Raw genomic sequence first — 19,101 nt, 5'->3', positions numbered from 1 at the left:
TCGCCGAATCTTCTTACTTTGCCGTCCGACAAGATAGAATGCGCAGGCATCCGCATAAAGAATTTTGACATGGCCACCAAAAAACCCGTATCCGACTACAGCGAATCATCCATCCGCGTTCTCAAGGGCCTCGAACCCGTAAAACAGCGTCCGGGCATGTACACCCGCACCGAGAATCCGCTTCACATCATCCAGGAAGTGATCGACAACGCCTCCGACGAAGCACTGGGAGGGCACTGCAAGAACATCGGCGTGACGCTCAACCCCGACGGTTCGATCACGGTGGAGGACGACGGCCGCGGCATCCCGGTCGGCCTGCACCCTGAAGAAAACGTGCCGACGGTGGAAATCGTCTTCACGCGATTGCACGCGGGCGGCAAGTTCGACAAGGGTTCGGGCGGCGCGTATGCGTTTTCGGGCGGCTTGCACGGCGTTGGCGTCTCGGTCACCAATGCGCTTTCCACGCGCCTGGAGATCACGGTCTGGCGCAAGGAAGAAAACGGCAACGGCATGCACAAGATGGCGTTCGCGCACGGCGACGTGATCGAACCGCTGGTCTCGGTGCCCGCCCCGCGCGACGGCAAAAAGAGCGGCACGCGCGTGACCGCCTGGCCCGATCCCAAGTATTTTGATTCGCCCGCCATCTCGCAGCCCGAGTTGCAGCGCCTGCTGCGCTCCAAGGCCGTGCTGCTGCCGGGCGTGACGGTCACGCTCACCAACGGCAAGACCGGCGACGTCACCACCTGGAAGTACGAAGAAGGCTTGCGCGGCTACCTGAACGAAATGCTGGCGCAAAGTTCGAGCGGCGAAACCCTGATCCCGGTGTTCGAAGGCGCCCAGTACTCGAACGGCGAAACCGACGGCTTTGCCGAAGGCGAAGGCGCGGCCTGGGTCGTGGCCTGGACCGAAGAAGGCGGCGTGGTGCGCGAGTCCTATGTCAACCTGATCCCGACCTCCAACGGCGGCACCCACGAATCGGGCCTGCGCGACGGCTTGTTTGGCGCCGTGAAAAGCTTCGTCGAGATGCACTCGCTGCTGCCAAAAGGCGTCAAGCTGCTGCCCGAAGACGTGTTTGCGCGCGTCTCGTTCGTGCTCTCGGCCAAGGTGCTCGACCCGCAGTTCCAGGGCCAGATCAAGGAGCGCCTGAACTCGCGCGACGCGGTGCGCCTGGTGTCGAGCTTTACCAAGCCGCCGCTCGAACTGTGGCTGAACCAGCACGTCGAATACGGCAAAAAGCTCGCTGACCTGGTCATCAAGCAGGCTCAGTCGCGCCTGCGCTCGCTGCAAAAGGTCGAGAAGAAAAAATCGTCGGGCGTGGCCGTTTTACCGGGCAAGCTGACCGATTGCGAATCGACCGACATTGCGCGCAACGAGATCTTCCTGGTCGAGGGCGACTCGGCGGGCGGCTCGGCCAAGATGGGGCGCGACAAGGAATTTCAGGCCATCCTGCCGTTGCGCGGCAAGGTGCTCAATTCATGGGAGACCGACCGCGACCGCCTGTTTGCCAACAACGAGATCCACGACATTGCGGTCGCCATTGGCGTGGACCCGCACAGCCACGGCGACGCACCTGATTTGTCCGGTCTTCGCTACGGCAAAATCTGCATCCTGTCGGACGCCGACGTCGACGGCTCGCACATCCAGGTACTGCTGCTCACGCTCTTTTTCAAGCACTTCCCTGCCCTGTTCACGAACGGGAACATCTGCATCGCGCGCCCGCCCCTGTACCGGGTTGACGCACCGGCGCGCGGCAAAAAGCCGATCCAGAAGCTGTATGCGCTCGACGCCGGCGAACTGCTGGCGATCGAAGACAAGCTGTCCAAGGACGGTTTGAAGGCAGGCGCGTGGAGCATCTCGCGCTTCAAGGGCCTGGGCGAGATGAACGCCGAACAGCTGTGGGAAACCACGATGAACCCGGACACGCGGCGCCTGCTGCCTGTGAAGCTGGGCGACTTCAGCCACGGCGACTCGTCGGCGCGCTTTAATATGTTGATGGGCAAGGGCGAGGCCGCAGCACGCCGCGCGTGGATCGAAGAGCACGGCAACGAAACGGAAGCGGATATCTGAGATGATCATCGGGATCGACCTTGGCACCACCAACAGCCTGGTAGCAGTCTGGCGCGACGGGAAGGCGAACATCATTCCCAACGCCCTGGGCCAGAACCTGACGCCCTCGTGCGTGGGCATGGACGACGACGGCACGGTGCTGATCGGCGAAGCGGCGCGCGCGCGCCTGCAGACCCACCCGCACCTGACGGCGGCCCTGTTCAAGCGCTACATGGGCAGCGAGCGCCAGACGCAGCTTGGCAAGCAGAGCTTCCGTCCGGAAGAACTGTCGTCGATGGTGCTGCGCTCGCTCAAGGAAGATGCCGAGGCCTTCCTCGGCCACAAGGTCACCGAAGCCATCATCACGGTGCCGGCGTATTTCAGCGACGCGCAGCGCAAGGCCACCCGCGTGGCCGGCCAGCTGGCAGGGCTGAAAGTCGAGCGCCTGCTCAACGAGCCGACCGCCGCGGCGCTTGCCTACGGCATCCAGGATACCCAGCGCGAGACCAAGTTTTTGGTGTTCGACCTGGGCGGGGGCACCTTCGACGTGTCGATCCTCGAACTGTTCGAAGGCGTGATGGAAGTGCGCGCCTCGGCCGGCGACAATTTTTTGGGCGGCGAAGACTTCGTCACCCTGATGTTCGACACTTTTTTCATCAAGAGTGGCCTGGACAAGGCACTCGGCGGCCAACCGCTCAGTCCCAGCCAGCGCCAGCGCCTGCGCGACGAGGCCGAACGCGTCAAGCGCGCGCTGTCGGAGGCCGCCACGGCGAAGATGACGTTCCACTACAACGGCACAGAATACAGCTGGGAGCTGAGCGAAGACGCGCTGGCGCAACTGTGCGAGCCGCTGATGCAGCGCCTGCGCACGCCGGTGGAGCGCGCGCTGCGCGACGCCACCATCAAGGCGTCCGAGCTCGATTCCGTGGTGCTGGCCGGCGGCGCCACGCGCATGCCGCTGGTGCGCAAACTGGCATCGCGCATGTTTGGCCGTTTCCCGATGATCCATCTCGATCCCGACGAAGCCATTGCCCTGGGCGCGGCCGTGCAGGCGGGCCTGAAAATGCGCGACGCGGCGCTCGACGAAGTGGTGATGACGGACGTGGCGCCGTATTCGCTGGGGATCGGCATTGCGCGTCAGGTCGGTCCCAACAACTATGAGGGCGGCCACTTCCTGCCCATCATCGAGCGCAATTCGACGGTGCCGGTGTCGCGCGTGGAGAACATCACCACCATCAACGACTACCAGAAGGAGCTGATGGTCAAGGTGTACCAGGGCGAGTCAAGGCGCGTTTCCGACAATATCTACCTGGGTACATTAACGTTTCCGATCGACGCGAAGAAAGCGGGCGAAGTGAGCGCCGACGTGCGCTTTACTTACGACGTGAGCGGCGTGCTGGAAGCGGAAATCACTGTGCTGCCCTCGCAGGAAAAGCACAAGCTGGTGATCACCGAAAACGCCGGCGTGATGACGCCCGCGCAGATCGAGCAGCGCCTGGTCGAACTGTCCGAACTGAAGATCCATCCGCGCGACCGGATTGAAAACCGCACGCTGGTGGCCCAGGCCGACCGTCTGTACGAACAGCTGCTCGGCCAGGACCGCGAATTTCTGGCCCAGCATATCGCCGCCTTCCAGGCCGTGCTCGACAAGCAGGAGCCGATCGCCACGCGCCGCGCGCGCGAGGTGCTCGAGCAGGTGATGCGCCAGCTCGAAGGCGGTATTTTCCTGTGAATGTGTGGACCATCCTGAGGACGAAGGCGACCGGCGACGAGCGCGAGATCAAGCGCGCGTGCGCCAGGAGGTTGAAAGTCACGCGTCCCGAGGAAAATCCCGAGGCGTTCCAGGAGCTGCGCGCAGCATACGATGCGGCGCTGCGGATGGGTGCCGGGCCGGTCGATGCAGCAAGCGGCCCGGCGCCGCAGATCTGGAATGACTTCGTGCTGCAGGAACCCGGCCAGGTGACGCAAGGACACAAGGCATTCTGCGACGGCGGTCCGCTGTTGAACTTGCTGGTTGCGGCCTGCGCCTTCCTGGCCCCTGCGCCTTTTGAAAGCGGGATCGCGCCGTGAATATCTGGTCCATTCTCGGGATAAAGGCCACCAGCGATGAACGCGCGATCAAACGCGCGTACGCCGCCAGGCTGAAAATTACCCGCCCCGAAGACGACCAGCAGGCGTTCCAGGCGTTGCGCGAGGCTTACGAGTCCGCCCTGCGGCTCGCAAGGCAAGCGGCGCTGGCCGACGAAGATGAGGACGAAGCTACTGAAGTTCCGGTGTACACCGCAGCCTACCAGCGCGGCCAGGAGGATGCGACCGAACCGGAAGCGCAAATCTATACCGCCGCCTACGAATTCGAACCGGCGTCCAGCTTGGCGGTGGATCCCATGATCGAAGCGCGCCGCGTATGGGTCGCTTTCCTGACCGACGTCCACGTAGAGCCGGGCCAGGCCCTGCGGCGGCTTGAAGTCGATGGCGAACTGCTCAACTTCGACGTGCGCCACTGCTTCGAGCTGTGCGCCGTCCAGTACTGTGCCGCAGAAGGATGCGCCGATGAATTGCGCGTGGCGCTGGCAGAGTACTTTCGATGGGAAGAGGACTGCATCCTGGTCTCGCGCGACATGCCAGAAGAGACAGGCGCCATGCTGTCATGGTTGCGCGCCTACCGCTCGCTCATGTATTTCCGCGCGCAGGCGGGCGAGGACGAAGCGGTTCGCGTATTGCTTGACGGCGAAGGCAAGAACAAGTTCCTGCGACTGTGCGATAAGGCGTTCACCGTCAGAATGCGCGAACTGGCAGCCTCGATCCGTTGGGGGCACGCCGACATGCTGCACTTTCACCTCGATGGCGACATCTTCGAAGCGTGGGAAGCAGCCGCCGAACGCAAGCGCTATTTTATTGGCACTGCGTTTGGCTCATTCCTGACCGGAATGGGATTGTGGTTGATCGCGGTTTTCACGCTGCTCAATATTAATACAGTAACGCCTGAAGGGCAGACCGTCACCCTGCTGAAAGACTACGGTCTGCCGGCCTTCATCGTGGCCCATTCCATCTCCTTTATCGGCATTGGCTATCTGGTGTTCAAGGGACGCGATTACGCGGCGGCCCTGGGGAACTGGCTCGCGAAGATGGTGCATGACGTGCGCTTTCGACCGGGCGCACAATTTGGCTGGATGGGCGTGTTTGCGATTGCGTCGCTGTGCCTGTTCATCCCGAACCTGTCGAAGCTGGCCTCACTGTGCCTTTTTGCGGTGATGCTCGGTTGCGCCCTCGCCGCCACGTTTGCAAATTCAGCAGTAATGTCGCGCCGAGGGCTCGCTATTGCAGCTGTCGTCGGCGTCGTCGTCAGCCTGAGCATGGGTTACAGCAGTCATGGTGTCAACGGCATGTTGACATACATGCTGGCCGCATACTGCTTCTTCTTGCTGCTTAATCGCGGCGGGGCCGACCTGGCCGACTGGCTGGGCGTGCCGGACAGCTGGATCATCGTTGGCCGCGTTACCTGGCTCGCGGGCGTCGCCGCATTGACCGGCTACGCCGGCAGGGTGCAAGTCGATGCCGAGTACCCGCAGGGAATGTGGATCTGGCTGCTCGCCGGGATGCTGCTGTCACGGCCGACGATCCAGCATTTTTACGCCGTCATTGCAGCCTACGTCGTGCGCGCTCTTCTGTTCAATGTTTTCGGGGCGGCGTCGAGCCTCGCCAGCCAGCCCGTGGCCAGCCTCACCCTTGGCCTGATCTTTATCGCTACTTTCATGAGCGTGAACATGGTTCGCGCAAAAACCAATCAACATCAATTTTCATAAGCACCATGCCTAACCAAACCGATCTCTTTGAAGCACCTCCACCGCCGCCGGGCGACGACGACGCCGAAACGCTGACGCTGTCCACCTTCGCCGAACGCGCCTACCTCGACTACGCCGTCTCGGTCGTCAAGGGCCGCGCGCTGCCGGACGTGGCGGACGGCCAGAAGCCGGTCCAGCGCCGCATCCTGTACCGCATGAACGAACTGCGCCTCTCGGCCACGGCCAAGCCGAGCAAATCGGCCGCCGTGGTCGGCGACGTGATGGGTAAATTGCACCCGCACGGCGACCAGTCGATTTATGACGCCATGGTACGCATGGCGCAGGAGTTTTCGCTGCGCTACCCGCTGATCGACGGCCAGGGCAATTTCGGCTCGCGCGACGGCGACGGCGCTGCGGCGATGCGCTACACGGAAGCACGTCTGAGCCCTATCGCGGCGCTGCTGCTCGATGAAATCGACCAGGGCACGGTCGACTTCCAGCCCAACTACGACGGCGAACACAAGGAACCGAAGACGCTGCCGGCCCGCCTGCCAATGGTGCTGCTCAATGGCGCCTCGGGCATCGCGGTTGGTCTGGCGACGGAAATCCCGTCGCACAACCTGACCGAGGTGGCGCAGGCCGCGGTGGCGATGATCCGCAACCCGAAAATCACGCACACCGAACTGATGGCGCTGGTGCCCGGCCCGGACTTCCCGGGCGGCGGGCAGATCATCACGCCGCCGGCGCAGATCGCCGAGATGTACGCCACCGGGCGCGGCTCGATGAAGGTACGCGCGCGCTGGAAGATCGAAGAGCTGGCGCGCGGGCAGTGGCAGGCCGTGGTGTCGGAACTGCCGCCGGGGACGTCGTCGCAAAAGGTGCTCGAGGAAATCGAGGAGCTGACCAATCCGAAAATCAGGATGGGCAAAAAAGCACTCTCGCCGGAACAGCTCACGCTCAAGCAGCTGATCCTCGGTTCGCTCGACACGATCCGCGACGAATCGGGCCGCGCCGCACCGGTGCGCTTGGTGTTCGAGCCGAAGTCGAAGAACCAGGACCAGACCGAATTCATGCAGATGCTGCTGGCGCATACGTCGCTGGAGTCGTCGAACTCGATCAACCTGGTCATGATCGGCGGCGACGGCCGTCCGCGCCAAAAAGGGCTGACCGACATCTTGCAGGAATGGATCGACTTCCGCTTTGTGACGGTGCGCCGGCGCACCGAGCACAGGCTGGGCAAGGTCAATGATCGCATCCACATTCTGGAGGGGCGCGAGGCGGTCCTGCTCAATATCGATGAAGTGATCCGCATCATCCGCAATTCTGACGAGCCGAAAGCGGCCCTGATTGCAGAATTCAGGCTGTCGGACATCCAGGCCGAAGATATTCTCGAATTGCGCCTGCGCCAGCTCGCGCGCCTGGAACACATCAAAATTCAGCAGGAACTGGCCGCACTGCGCAAGGACAAGGCATCGCTGCAGGATATCCTCGACAACCCGGCAACGATGAAACGCCTGATCATCAAGGAGATCGAGGCCGACGCCAAGCAGTACGGCGACACGCGCCGCACGCTGATCGAGGAAGCGCAGCGCGCCAGCACCGAACAGAAAATCATCGACGAACCGGTCACGGTCATCATTTCCGAAAAAGGCTGGGTGCGCGCGCGTACCGGCATCGGCCACGATATCGCGCAATTCACCTTCAAGGCGGGCGACTCGCTGTACGGCGCCTTCGAATGCCGCACCGTTGACACCCTGCTCGGCTTTGGCGACAACGGCAAGGTCTATTCCGTGCCCGTGGCGGCCCTGCCGGGCGCGCGCGGCGACGGCGTGCCGGTGACGACGCTGGTCGATCTGTCGGGCGGCGTGCGCATCCTGCACTACTTTGCGGGGAGCGCCGCGACCAACCTGTTGCTGTCGTCTTCGAGCGGCTACGGTTTCGCGGCCAAGGCTGGCGACATGGTCAGCCGACTACGGGGCGGCAAAGCTTTCATGACACTCGACGAAGGCGGCGCGCCACTGCCGCCGCAGGTCGTGGCGGCCAATGCCAGTGCCGTGGCGTGCCTGTCCGAAAAGGGTCGGCTGCTGGTGTTCGGCATGGATGAACTCAAGACGCTGACCAATGGCGGGCGCGGCGTCACGCTGATGGAACTGGAGCCGAAGGAAAAGCTGATATCGGTGCAGCCGATCAGCCAAAAGGGCGTGACCGTGCACGGCACCTGGGCCGGCAACAAGCCGCGCGACGTGGACTTGTCCGCTTCAGGGCTGGCGGTCCACTTTGGCAAGCGCGCGCGCAAGGGCAAGGCGCTGGTGGCCAAGATCAAGTGCATCACGCTCAAACCGATCGTATAGTGACGGCAAACGTAGGGCGGAAAAGCGAGAGCGCATTCCGCCGATGCATGCGTTAATGGGTCGCACGCACTGGCGGAATGCGCTTGCGCTTTTCCGCCCTACGGGAAGCGGCATCTCATGGCTTGATCAGACTTGATCAGCCAACAAAAAACGGAGCCCGCAGGCTCCGTTTTTCTTTACTGCTGAACCAATATTACTTGGTTGCGGCTTTTTTTACGTCAGCTTTGGCTTCCGCTTTGACTTCTGCAGTCTTGGCAGCAGCAACAGCCTTGTCGGCGCCAGCTTCAACAGCAACTTTCTCTGCTTTTGCATCAGCTTTGATCATCTTCTTTTCAGCCTTCAAGTTGGCGGAAGCAACTTTCTTCTCGCCCTTGGCTTCTGCTTTCATTTTGTCTTCTGGGTCTGCCTTGGCGACATGTTCCACTGCGTCGGCGTGAGCTTCAACAGCTTTCGCTTTGGCTTTGACTTTCTTTTCGTGGGCTTTAGCATGAGCTTTGGTGACTTTGGTGTCAGCCTTGGCGTCGACTTTGGCTTCTTTCATCTCTGCCTTGGCGATGTCCTTGTCACCTTCGGCAACTGCTTTAACAACAGCCGACGATGCTGGCGTAGCAGCAGTAGCCTTGGCGGTCACTGCAGGAGTTTGTGCAAAAACCGACGTAGCAAACAAACCGGCGATCAGGGTAGCGAGTAATTTATTCATGTTTAGGTGCCTTTAACTATATGGTGGAAATTCGTGAGCGTTTCGGAGCGAAGTTCCCGCTCATCTAGCGTCCTCAACTGTATGTTTCGTCAAGTAACGGATCCAGAATATGGTTTATAGACAACAGGGTCTGTGCGCCACCGCACGCACTTTATGGGTACTCAAAGGCAATATCAAGACGAGGAAAAATGCGACCCCATCAACAGACCTCCGGTACCTGCGGGCACTACGCCTATTTCCCGCTGTAGAGATCGATGATCGTTTCAATGCCGTCGTTACAGACGTTACAGAATCTTTCACTTCGGTCAAACATAATGCATTGCATCTCAGAACGATAAAAGCCTTTCGCCTCGTAATTGGCGCCTTCGAAAGCGCCCACGGTGCGCCGCTGCGGAGCCTGTGAAAACAATTTGCCCGTAAACGCCAAGTCTTCGCGAAACAAGGCGTTCATGTCCGACTCCGGCCGATTGGCGGCGCGCAGCGCGGCGCGGCGCTTCTGGTAAGCGCGCGAATGCTCCTCGTATTCGGCCTTGGGCCAGGGCGTCGGCAAGGGCGTCCCGGCCAGGACATGGCGCTTCCATTTAAGCGCGGCCGGGTCGCGCAGCGCCGTCACATTCGGCTCCCACGGCTCCATGCGCTTGTCCGACGGCGCGTACGCCACCGGCGAAGTGTAGTACTCGTCGGCCAGGCCGGCGAAGTGGTGGCCGAATTCGTGCACGAACAAGTAATTGGCCCAGTCGTTGCTGGCCGCAGCGGTGCTGAACTGGCCGAAGATGCCGCCGCCCCCGTAAGTGTCGTTGTTGACCAAAATTTCAATGAACTCGTAGGGCGCGTGCTGGGCGATCTCGCGCAGGGCGCGGTTGTCGAGCGTAAGCACATAGCGCTCGCTGCCGAAAATGTCGTAGCGCGTGCCCAGGGCCGACGCATGGTGCACGCCGGTCGACGGGCGCGAAACGCCCGGCTCCTGGGTTGGTACGGCCAGGCCCCAGACATTGAAGTCTGCAGCGCGCTCCTTGAACGGCGAGACGGTGAACAAATGGTCGGCCAGGCGTTTTGCATCGGCTTCGAATTTTTTCATGTCGGCGGCGGTGTAGCCGTCGCCAATGACGAGCAGGTCGACCTTGTCGGGCGAGGCGCCGTTGACCCGGATCGGGATCGGCCAGGCGGGGGCAGGTTGCTGCTTGCGCACCACGTCCGGCGCATCGGTGTCGAGCTCCACGCTCCACGCCACCGAGAACTGATTGCGTTCATCGCGTTTCAGTACGCGCACGCGCACCGGAGCGGCCGGCTTGGGGAAGCGCACCGATTCCTGGAATGAGCGGCTGGCCTTGGTCGCTTGATCGGTAGTGCGCCATTCGCCGAAGATGGTGGAAAAGCCGCGCGAATAGAGCAAGTCGCCGGTTTTGGCGTCGACCACTTCGACCCGGTTCTGGCCACGGTCGGTGTTGTCGAGCCCTTGCGCCAGGCTGCCGGGCCACGGCAGCGGTTCGACGACGACGCGTTCGAGGGCGTACTGGTCGGACAGGGCATTGCCGCTGTGGGTGTAGTCGACGCGGATCGTGGCTGGTTGGGCGGCGTGCGCGGTGGCGGCGGCCAGCGCCAGCATGGCGGCGCAAAAACGCAGGATATGGAGCGGGGACAGGGGCATGGCGGGTCCTTGCGGGAGGGTGATTGTTGCTCCCATTGTAAGGCGCGTGTGAGGATCATCAATATATTGAGTTACACCCGGAACACCCGCCACATCGTCCTCGCGCACGCGGGGACGATGTGGCGGAAGCGCGGGGCACTTGGCGGCCCCCGCACAACGCCGATGTTACCTGTATTGGTAAAACGGCTGCTGAATCTTGATCGGCTTGACGTCCAGCCGAATGTCATACACCGAATACGCATCGGCCACCGTGGATGCATACCCCACGCTGTCGTTGATCCGGCTCAGCTTGAACTCGAAGCCCAGGTCCGCCTGCAAGTCGCGCGGGCTGCCAAAGGCAATGCCGATGGCGTCCGGCTGGTCGCTGTCAAGCAGCTTGGTCATCAGGTCGACAATGGTGGTGTGCCCCAGCACATCGGCCGTAAACAACGGCCCCTTGTAGTACGGATTGGCCGGATCGAATTTACCGCCAAGCTTGTCCGCGCCTGGTGTAAAAACGTGGCTGGCAATGTTGAAGCGGTCGCCATTGTCAAGATAGCTCAAACGCGCGTTGCTGACATTGAAAGGACCCGGCACGCTGCTCGCATGGCGCAGGTCGATCAGCAGCGCCCCCTTGTAACCCAGCACTTCCACGTCGCGGTTGGGATGGATGATCATGGCGGTATTTTCGTCGATCCCCAGCCCGGTCTTGTAACCCTTGGCCAGCATCACCGGCAGCATGCGCGCGAAGCGCCCGCGCACCAGCAGGTGCTGGTCGACGAACACGTCGTCGCCAATGAAGCCGATCCCCGGCGCCATCTCCATGCCGTCGGCCACGCCGCGCTTGAGCGTGGTCAGCACCGAGCTGACGTTGTAGAACATGGTCTTGCTCATGATCGCCGCGCCGGCGCTGGTTCCGGCGATTACGCCGCCGCGCCGGTACAGCTGCCACAGGGCGTCGAGCATCAGCGTGCTGCTGCCGTCCGGTTTGCGCAGCGCTTCGGTGATGCGGGCCTGGTCGCCGCCGACGAAATACGCGCCCGCCGCGGAACTGACCTGCGCCGCAAGCGCCGCATCATTGGCCAGCGCGCGGTAATCGGTATTGGGAAGCTTGACAGCGATCGGCACCACAAAGGCGTCGGCGCCGTAGAAATTGAGGCGCGCCACATCGAGCCTGGCGGCGCGTTCAGGATTGGCCGAGGCCGAGCCGAAGACGGCAATGCGCGCGCCCTTGCCGCCGGCCAGTTCGACGATCCGTTCCCAGACCGGTTCGTTCTCGCCGCGCAGGCCACCGCCAATGATCACCAGCGTGCCTTTCGGCGCCACCGCCGCCCCGGCCGGCGCCTTGGCCTCGGCCGGGCTACTTGCCTTGACCTGGTCCTGCGCCTTGATCTCCGGCTGCACCGGCGCGGCGGCCGGCGCCGGCGCCGGAACCGCTACCTGCGCCCCCGCCACGCCGGCCAGAGCGGCCAGCACCAGCGCCACTAATACACTCTGTGCAGATTGGCGGGCCATTTTCAACATCGGTGTTTCTCTCTATTTGAATGAGTAATTCACGCTCGCAAACGCACTGCGGCCGCGCGGGTCGGTATAGGTAGGATCATAACCGGCCAGGAAATAATATGCTTGATTAGAATACGGCGGAGCCGTGTCAAGCACGTTGAGCACGCCCGCCCGCAGCTTGACCGCGCCGCTCAAAGCGTAGCTGGCGCTCAGGTCCCACAGCGAATACGCCTTGACCCTGCGCGCCGCTAGCAGCGCATTGCTGGACGGGTCGTAGGTCGTGTTCTGGTCGCGGTACGACGACGAATACTGGTTCGCCAGCGTCGCGCTCAAGGGGCCGCGGTCGAAGCCAAAACTGATCCGGTGGCGCCATTTCTGGATCACCTGGTCATTGAGGAACACGCCAAGGTTGCTGCGGTCCGCTTCGAGCGGCCCGAACTGGCGGTCGTATTTTAGCACCAGGGTACCGCTCAGGTTAACGCTGAAGCGGCCCATCGGCGCCGGTGCGCTCTTGTAATCGACGCCGACATCGACGCCGGAGGTTTTCAGGCGGCCCTGGTTTTCCTTCTGCAGCAAGATGTTGGTAATGAAGCCATCAGCATCGCGCACGATGTACTTGGCGTTGTATTTTGCGGGGCTGTCGACGATGACCTGCTCGCCAAGGGTGCTGATCACATCCCTTTTTTCGATATTCCAGTAGTCGAGCGACAGGTTCAACTGGCGGGTAGCGTCCCACATCGCGCCCAGCGCGAACTGGCGCGACGTTTCAGGCTTCAAATCCGGATTCGAGCGGCGCTCCACTGGCCACTGGTCGGTGCAGCCGTCAATCTTGTCCAGGCCCGTGCTCACGCACTGCGGGTCGGTCAGGAAGCTCGCTGCGGTGCCATAGGTGGTGGGCCGGTTCAGGTCAGCGAGCGACGGTGCGCGAAAGCCCGTGTTGGCCGAGGCGCGCAGCAGTACCGTTTTGGAGGGCTGCCAGCGGATGCCGATTTTCGGGTTGGTGGTGGAACCGACCTGGCTGTAGTCGTCGTGGCGCAGCGCCAGTTGAATTTCGAGCGCGCGGGTCAATGGCACGTTCAGCTCGGCGAACACGGAATACACCTTGCGGCTGTCGTCGGTCGGCGTCAGATCGGCCGAGCCGGTGCTGCGGTCGCCCGCGATATTGTTCGACAATAGCAGCGGCGACGGCGTGAACGTGGTGTTCTCGCGCCGCGCTTCGCCGCCGATGGCAATGGCCATGTCGCCGCCTTCGAGCGCCATCAGCGACTTTGACACCTTGCCGTCGATGGCGCTCGAGACGCCCTTCGACTTGCGCGCGTCGTCATTGATCTTGATGCTGTTGATCAGGTCGCGGCCGGTCTGGCCGGAAGGCCCGAACGGGTTGATCAAGCCCGAACGCACGCCGGCGTCGAACTGGTCGAACAGCACGTAGCCGTCCACATAGCTGTCGGTGGCGCGGTTCTCGGCCCGGCTCACGCCCAGGTCGTAGTCCCAGCCGCCAAGCACGCCCGAGGCGCCCAGCACCAGGCGCTGCGCGCGGCTGGTCACTTCATTGGTGCGGTTGCCCGCTTCTTCCATGCGGTAGCGAATCCCGCTGACGGTGGCCGGCAGGCCGGGCGCGCCGAGCGCCGTGGCGTAGGCAGGCGGCAGCCGGTTGACGGCCAGGTTGCGGATGCGGATCGGGTTGGAACTGAGCACGTAGCGGCTGTTCGCCTGCGACTGCACCACTTCGGCGAATACCTGGTGATCCGGCGCGACCTGGAACGTGGCGCGGCCGATGAAGCCGATCTTGCGCGACTCAGGATACAGCTCGGTGTCCTGCATGTAGTCGTAGCTGCAGCCAAGCGGGCCGCCCGGGCCCTGCGGCGCGTACACGCTGGCCGGGCCATTGCAGGTTCGCGCGCTCGGATTGACGCGGTTGCGGGTGCTGCCCGCCGGCAGGGCGCCGGACGCGATCAGTGCATTGCGCTGGGCGCCGGAAACGTCGACGTTGGCCGGATAGGTGTTACTGGACATGAGCGCCGGCAGCGTGGTTGCCAATGGGCGTTCGGCGATAAAACCGCGCTGGGTCGAGCGCAGCGGATCGAGCTGCTGCACGTCGAGCACGCCGAAGACATTGAAGCGGTCTTTGGACAGGTCGCCCTTGCCGCCGCTGATGCTGGCGGTGCGCTTGCCGGCGCCGCCGTGCTGGGTGGCGGCAGCCGACGCGTTCAGGTCCACGCCCTGGTAGTCCTTGCGGGTGATGAAGTTGATCACCCCGCCGATGGCGTCGGTCCCGTAGATGGCCGAGGCGCCATCCTTGAGGATCTCGACGCGCTGGATCGCGCCGGCCGGGATGTTGTTCAAGTCAACGCCGGCATTGTCGCCGGGCGAGGCAAAGTTGGCCAGGCGCCGGCCGTTGAGCAGCACCAGCGTGGACGACACGCCCAGGCCGCGCAGGTTGGCGCCGTTAAAGCCGCGCTGGCCGGAGGTGCCGTCGGTGATACTGGCGCCGTCCGACAGCGGCGCGGTGTTGGCGCTGACGTTTTTCAGCAGTTCGGCGGCGGTGGTGACGCCGCTTTTTTCAATGTCTTCGCGCCGGATCGTCTGCACCGGCAGCGCGGTCTCGCTGGCCAGGCGCTTGATCGAGGAACCGGTAATTTCGACCCGCTGCACCTTGGCCGCCTCCTCCTGCGCCAGCACGTCGTGCGAGAACAAACCAAATGCGGCGGCCAATGCAGCGGCCAGAGCAGTCCGGGCGGGCTGCTTTTTATAGTGCTGGGTCATGTCGTTACTCCTGAGGGGTTTTTATGGTCTTCTTGGTGCGAACGGGGGGCCGGCGGCGGACGCCACCGGTACTGCTGTTGAAATCTGCATCGGCGCCCTGCAGCCAGGCCGCAATGGCATCGGTCAGGCGCGCGGCTTTGGCGACGTTGTCCTGGTTGGAGACCATCAGCGTAACGACCAGCGCTTCGATCACGGCGATGGCCGCGCTCGCGCTGCTGGGTAGCACCGGATGGGTGCTCTGGGCGTACAGCACGTGGTTGGCTACCTTGGCCAGCGCCGACGCCGGCGAGTCGGTGATCGATACCACGCAGGCGTCGCGCTGGCGGGCGAATTCGGCCAGCCGGATCACGTCGCGCGAGTAGCGCGGAAACGAGATCACGACCAGCGCGTCGTGGGCGGTGATGTTGGCCAGGTGGCCGGCGGCGACTTCGGTGCCGCCCTGCCCCGCCACTTCGATCACTTGCTGGCAAAACGGCTGCAGGTGCAGCGCCAGCATGGCGGCCAGTTGCGACGACAGGCCAAAGCCGAGCACATACACGGCGCGCGCACGGGTCAGTACCGTGACGATTTTTTCCAGTGCGGCCAAGTCGAGCGCCTGGCTGCACGCCTTGACGTTGGCGCTGGCGTATTCCAGGCTTTCGAGCGCCGGTGCGGTGGCGCCGGGCCGGCGCGCGATATTGTTGCGCAGCTTGTCGACCGGCTGCAGCACCGACTGCAGCGTGGCGGCGACCTCGTTGCGCATCGCCGCGTAATTCTTGAAGCCGATGTCGCGCGCAAAGCGGCTGATGGTGGCGGCCGACACTTGGCAGCTTTCGGCCAGCTCCTCGATGCCGACCGCCGTCACGCGCACCTGGTTGCGCAGCAGGTAGTCGGCAATGGCGCGGTTCGAGGCCGAACCCTCGGAGAGCACCTTGAGCAGCGTGACGCCGAGCGAAGATTCTGCAAAACCGATCTCGGGCGAGGCATAATCGCGGGGACTGGCAATCTGGGTCGACTTCATGGATGGTCCTGTGCGCTGGTTTGAAAAAAAACCTGTAAGAGTCTTTTTCATGAATATTTTCAAGATGACATTGACTGTACCGCCATAAAAAATAAAACTCAACTTCTTTTTGAAAATATTCTTGCATTTATTTACGACATGAAAAAAATGAGACATAATCGATTCATGCCACCTTGTCGGCCAACCGCAGCAACTCCTACCTGATCATGCAATCACACACACACGCGATATCACCGCCGGGCAGCAGCATGTCCAGCCAGCTCACCAGCTTTCACTACGGCGCACCGGGCGCCGGCAAGAAGGTCTACATCCAGGCCGCGCTGCACGCCGATGAAGTGCCCGGCATGCTGGTGGCGCAGTTTTTGCGCACCGAACTGGCCGCGCTCGAAGCTGCGGGCAGCATCAAGGGCGAGATCATCCTGGTCCCGGCCGCCAATCCGCTCGGCCTGGCGCAGGCCATCCACGGAGCGCCGTTCGGCCGCTTTGACCTGAGCACCGGCACCAACTTCAACCGCGCCTACAAACACGTGGCCGACGACTTGAAGCAGTCGCTGGCGGGCAGCCTGGGGCAAGATGCCGCGGCCAACGTGGCACTGATCCGCGCGCACGCGCGCCAGTCGGTGGCCAGCTGGACACCGGCCACCGACGCCGAAACGCTCAAGAAAACGCTGCTGGGCATGGCGATCGATGCCGACATCGTGCTCGACCTGCATTGCGATAACGAGGCCGTGCTGCATATCTACGCCGGCACTCCGCTGGCGCAGGCTGCCGCGCCGCTGTCAGCCTACCTGGGCGCGCACGCGCTGCTGCTGGCGCTGGCGGCGGGCGAGGAACCGTTCGACGAAGCCTGCAGCCGCCTGTGGTGGGACTTGCCGGCGCACTTCGGCCCGGCGTTCCCGATCCCGCCGGCCTGCCTGTCGGTGACGGTGGAACTGCGCGGCGAGATGGACGTCAATTACGACTATGCGAAGCAGGATGCGCGCGCCCTGCTCAACTTTTTGGCGCATGCGGGCGTGCTGGACATCGTGCCCGATCCGATGCCCGCTCCCGTGTGCGGCCCCACGCCGCTCGAAGGCGTGGAGCCGATCGCCGCGCCGCACGCCGGCATCGTGGTGTTTCGCAAGGCGCTGGGCGAGCGCGTGCAGCCGGGCGACATCATCGCCGACCTGGTCGAGCCGGTGAGCGGCGCCACGACCGAGCTGAAAGCGACGGTTGAAGGCGTGTTCTTTGCCCGCACCGCGCACCGCCACCTGCTGCGCGGGATGGCGGTCGGTAAAATCGCCGGCCAGGTCGCTTTCCGCGCCGGCAAACTGCTGAGCCAATAATGAAAATCCGCCTCCCCAATACCTTTGTCCTGCTGTTCCTGATCCTGGCGATGATCGCCCTGTCCACCTGGCTGGTGCCGGGCGGGCAGTACGACAAGCTGATCGTCGACGGCAAACCGCGCATCGATCCCAACACCTTCCATCACATCGCCAGCAACCCGCAAGGCTTGGTGGAGCTGATGATGGCGCCCATCAAGGGCTTCATCGAGGCGGCCGAAATCATCGGCTTCGTGCTCATTGTCGGCGGCGCTTTTTCGGTCCTGCAGCGCACTGACGCCATCGATTCGATGATCAAGAGCGTGGCCCGCGCGCATACGCATTCGGCCTTTGTGCGCAGCATGATGATTCCGGTGTTCGTGACCATGTTCTCGCTGGGCGGGGCCACGTTTGGCATGAGCGAAGAATCGATTCCCTTCGTGCTCATTTTCGTGCCCATGGCGCTGGCGCTTGGCTACGATTCGATCGTTGGCGTATCGATCCCGTTTGTCAGCGCGCAGGTCGGTTTTGCGGCAGCGTTCCTGAACCCTTTCAATGTCGGCGTGGCGCAGGGTATCTCGGGCATCGAAATGTTTTCGGGGTTGGGGTACCGGATCATCGTGTGGCTGATCTTCACCGGCGTAACCATCGCGTTCCTGATGTGGTACGCGGCGCGCATCAAGCGCCAGCCATCGCTTAGCCCGACTTTCGAGATGGATCAGGAGCGGCGCCAGCAAAACAGCGTCAGTTTCGACGACTTTGCCGGCATGACCGGCAAGCACGCGGCGGTGTTGTTCATCTTCCTGGGTTTCATGACGGCGATGGTGGTCGGCGTGGTGCAGTTCAAGTGGGATATCGCGCAGATTGCCGCGTTGTTCATGGGGATGGCGATCGTGGTCGGCATTGTCGGGCGGCTCGACAGCGACGCTTTTGTGGACGCCTTCATCCATGGCGCGCGCGACCTGGTGACCACGGCGCTGGTGATCGCGCTGGCGCGCGGCACGCTGATCCTGGCACGCGAGGCGCACATCATCGACACCATGCTGCATTCGCTGATGCCGCTGGTGCAGTCGTCCAGTCCGGTGTTCGCCGCGCAGAAAATGTTTCTGATCCAGACCGTGATCAATTTTTTCGTCCACTCGGGCACCGGGCAGGCTGCGTTGACGATGCCGATCATGGCGCCGCTGGCCGACCTGGTGGGCGTGACGCGCCAGACCGCCATTTTGGCGTTCCAGTTCGGCGAGCTGACACTGCCGGCGATTCCCACCTCGGGGGTGACGATCGGCGTGCTGGCGCTGGCGCGCATCCCCTGGATAACCTGGTTCAAGTGGATGATACCGCTGCAGGCACTGTACTTCGTCCTGGCGCTGCTGCTGCTCATCCCCCCCTGCCTGATGAACTGGCAATAGAGCCAAAGAAATCTTACCCCGGGTGAGATTGTGTGTGAAATTGCGGACTGATCGTTGCCGGGACTTTGGATGTGGGGCAGTGGGGCCGGCGAATTGCCGGGCGGGGGGCTAGCTGAGGTACATGTTCGGGAAGTAGCGTTCCATGAGCGTTTCGGGGCGCTGCGGCGCCGTGAAGCCGAATTTTTCGTACAGGCCATGCGCGTCGCCAGTGGCCAGCGTCAGGCGCCGCAAGCCCTTCAGGCTGGGATGGGAGATCACGGCCTTCATGATCTCGGCGCTGTAGCCGCGCCCCCGATACTCGGGAATGACGAACATGTCGACCAGGTTGCCAAAAGTGGCGTAGTCGGTCACCACGCGCGCAAACGCCACCTGGCGACCGTCGACGTAGCCGCCGAAACATAGGGAATTTTCAATCGACCGATCCACCAGGGCGCGGGTAATGCCCACAGCCCAAGTCGACTGCTCGCTCAGAAAACGGTAAATGAGCGGAACGTCAAGCTCCGTCCGGTCGGTACTGATCTGGAAATTCGACACACTGGCCATGGCTGCTCGGATCCTGCTGAAAGAAGCAATTCTAACGTTGAACGCGGAGACACCAACGTTCCCTTGTACGATT

The 19,101-nt window shown here is 62.8% G+C and carries 13 protein-coding genes; 7 read left to right on the top strand and 6 right to left on the bottom strand.

The window, feature by feature from the left end; all coding sequences use genetic code 11:
• Positions 1-69: 69 nt before the first annotated feature.
• Genes ACP7D4_RS10535 through parC form a run of 5 tightly spaced genes read left to right on the top strand, consistent with a single transcriptional unit; the run spans position 70 to position 8,179 of the window.
• Complete coding sequence (locus tag ACP7D4_RS10535; protein WP_426104190.1) at positions 70-2,067, top strand: DNA topoisomerase IV subunit B; 1,998 nt, start codon at positions 70-72, stop codon at positions 2,065-2,067.
• Position 2,068: 1 nt separating this feature from the next.
• Positions 2,069-3,778: a molecular chaperone HscC gene (locus tag ACP7D4_RS10530; RefSeq protein ID WP_426104189.1), complete on the top strand. Its 1,710-nt coding sequence runs from the start codon at positions 2,069-2,071 to the stop codon at positions 3,776-3,778.
• Complete coding sequence (locus ACP7D4_RS10525; protein WP_426209001.1) at positions 3,775-4,116, top strand: hypothetical protein; 342 nt, start codon at positions 3,775-3,777, stop codon at positions 4,114-4,116. Before ACP7D4_RS10530 ends, ACP7D4_RS10525 begins: the two co-directional genes overlap by 4 nt.
• Positions 4,113-5,849: a hypothetical protein gene (locus tag ACP7D4_RS10520; protein WP_426209000.1), complete on the top strand. Its 1,737-nt coding sequence runs from the start codon at positions 4,113-4,115 to the stop codon at positions 5,847-5,849. The genes ACP7D4_RS10525 and ACP7D4_RS10520 overlap by 4 nt, the downstream gene beginning before the upstream one ends.
• 5 nt (positions 5,850-5,854) lie before the next feature.
• Entirely contained in the window at positions 5,855-8,179 is a 2,325-nt protein-coding gene (parC, locus tag ACP7D4_RS10515) for a DNA topoisomerase IV subunit A (protein ID WP_426104185.1), read from the top strand.
• Between the two features lie 193 nt (positions 8,180-8,372).
• On the opposite strand, the gene ACP7D4_RS10510 is transcribed toward parC, so the two are convergent.
• The 5 genes from ACP7D4_RS10510 to ACP7D4_RS10490 form a co-directional block, all read right to left on the bottom strand.
• On the bottom strand, positions 8,373-8,879 hold the full coding sequence (locus ACP7D4_RS10510; protein ID WP_426104184.1) for a hypothetical protein: 507 nt from the start codon (positions 8,877-8,879) through the stop codon (positions 8,373-8,375).
• A 232-nt stretch (positions 8,880-9,111) separates the two neighbouring features.
• Positions 9,112-10,527 carry a M64 family metallopeptidase gene (locus ACP7D4_RS10505; RefSeq protein WP_426208998.1) on the bottom strand — a complete coding sequence of 472 codons (1,416 nt, stop codon included), beginning with the start codon at positions 10,525-10,527 and terminating at the stop codon, positions 9,112-9,114.
• A 165-nt stretch (positions 10,528-10,692) separates the two neighbouring features.
• Positions 10,693-12,030 carry a cyanophycinase gene (locus ACP7D4_RS10500; RefSeq protein WP_426104182.1) on the bottom strand — a complete coding sequence of 446 codons (1,338 nt, stop codon included), beginning with the start codon at positions 12,028-12,030 and terminating at the stop codon, positions 10,693-10,695.
• A gap of 12 nt (positions 12,031-12,042) precedes the next feature.
• The gene (locus tag ACP7D4_RS10495) at positions 12,043-14,775 is read right to left on the bottom strand and encodes a TonB-dependent receptor (RefSeq protein ID WP_426104181.1); all 2,733 of its coding nucleotides are present in this window, start codon (positions 14,773-14,775) and stop codon (positions 12,043-12,045) included.
• A 4-nt stretch (positions 14,776-14,779) separates the two neighbouring features.
• A complete protein-coding gene (locus tag ACP7D4_RS10490) occupies positions 14,780-15,775 on the bottom strand; it encodes a MurR/RpiR family transcriptional regulator (protein WP_426104180.1) in 996 nt (331 codons plus the stop codon).
• Between the two features lie 206 nt (positions 15,776-15,981).
• On the opposite strand from ACP7D4_RS10490, the gene ACP7D4_RS10485 reads away from it, so the two are divergent.
• On the top strand, positions 15,982-17,100 hold the full coding sequence (locus tag ACP7D4_RS10485) for a succinylglutamate desuccinylase/aspartoacylase family protein (protein ID WP_426104179.1): 1,119 nt from the start codon (positions 15,982-15,984) through the stop codon (positions 17,098-17,100).
• A complete protein-coding gene (locus ACP7D4_RS10480) occupies positions 17,100-18,485 on the top strand; it encodes a YfcC family protein (RefSeq protein ID WP_426104178.1) in 1,386 nt (461 codons plus the stop codon). Before ACP7D4_RS10485 ends, ACP7D4_RS10480 begins: the two co-directional genes overlap by 1 nt.
• A gap of 108 nt (positions 18,486-18,593) precedes the next feature.
• Here ACP7D4_RS10480 and ACP7D4_RS10475 read toward each other — a convergent pair whose 3' ends face one another.
• Positions 18,594-19,028, bottom strand: coding sequence for a GNAT family N-acetyltransferase (locus ACP7D4_RS10475; RefSeq protein ID WP_426104177.1), 435 nt, complete (start codon positions 19,026-19,028; stop codon positions 18,594-18,596).
• Positions 19,029-19,101 lie beyond the last annotated feature (73 nt).

Origin of the sequence: Massilia sp. TWP1-3-3 (assembly GCF_049897805.1) — a bacterium.
Classification (GTDB): domain Bacteria; phylum Pseudomonadota; class Gammaproteobacteria; order Burkholderiales; family Burkholderiaceae_D; genus Telluria_A.
The sequence above is the reverse complement of the archived record's forward strand: the minus strand, read 5'-3'. Positions and strand labels throughout refer to the sequence as shown.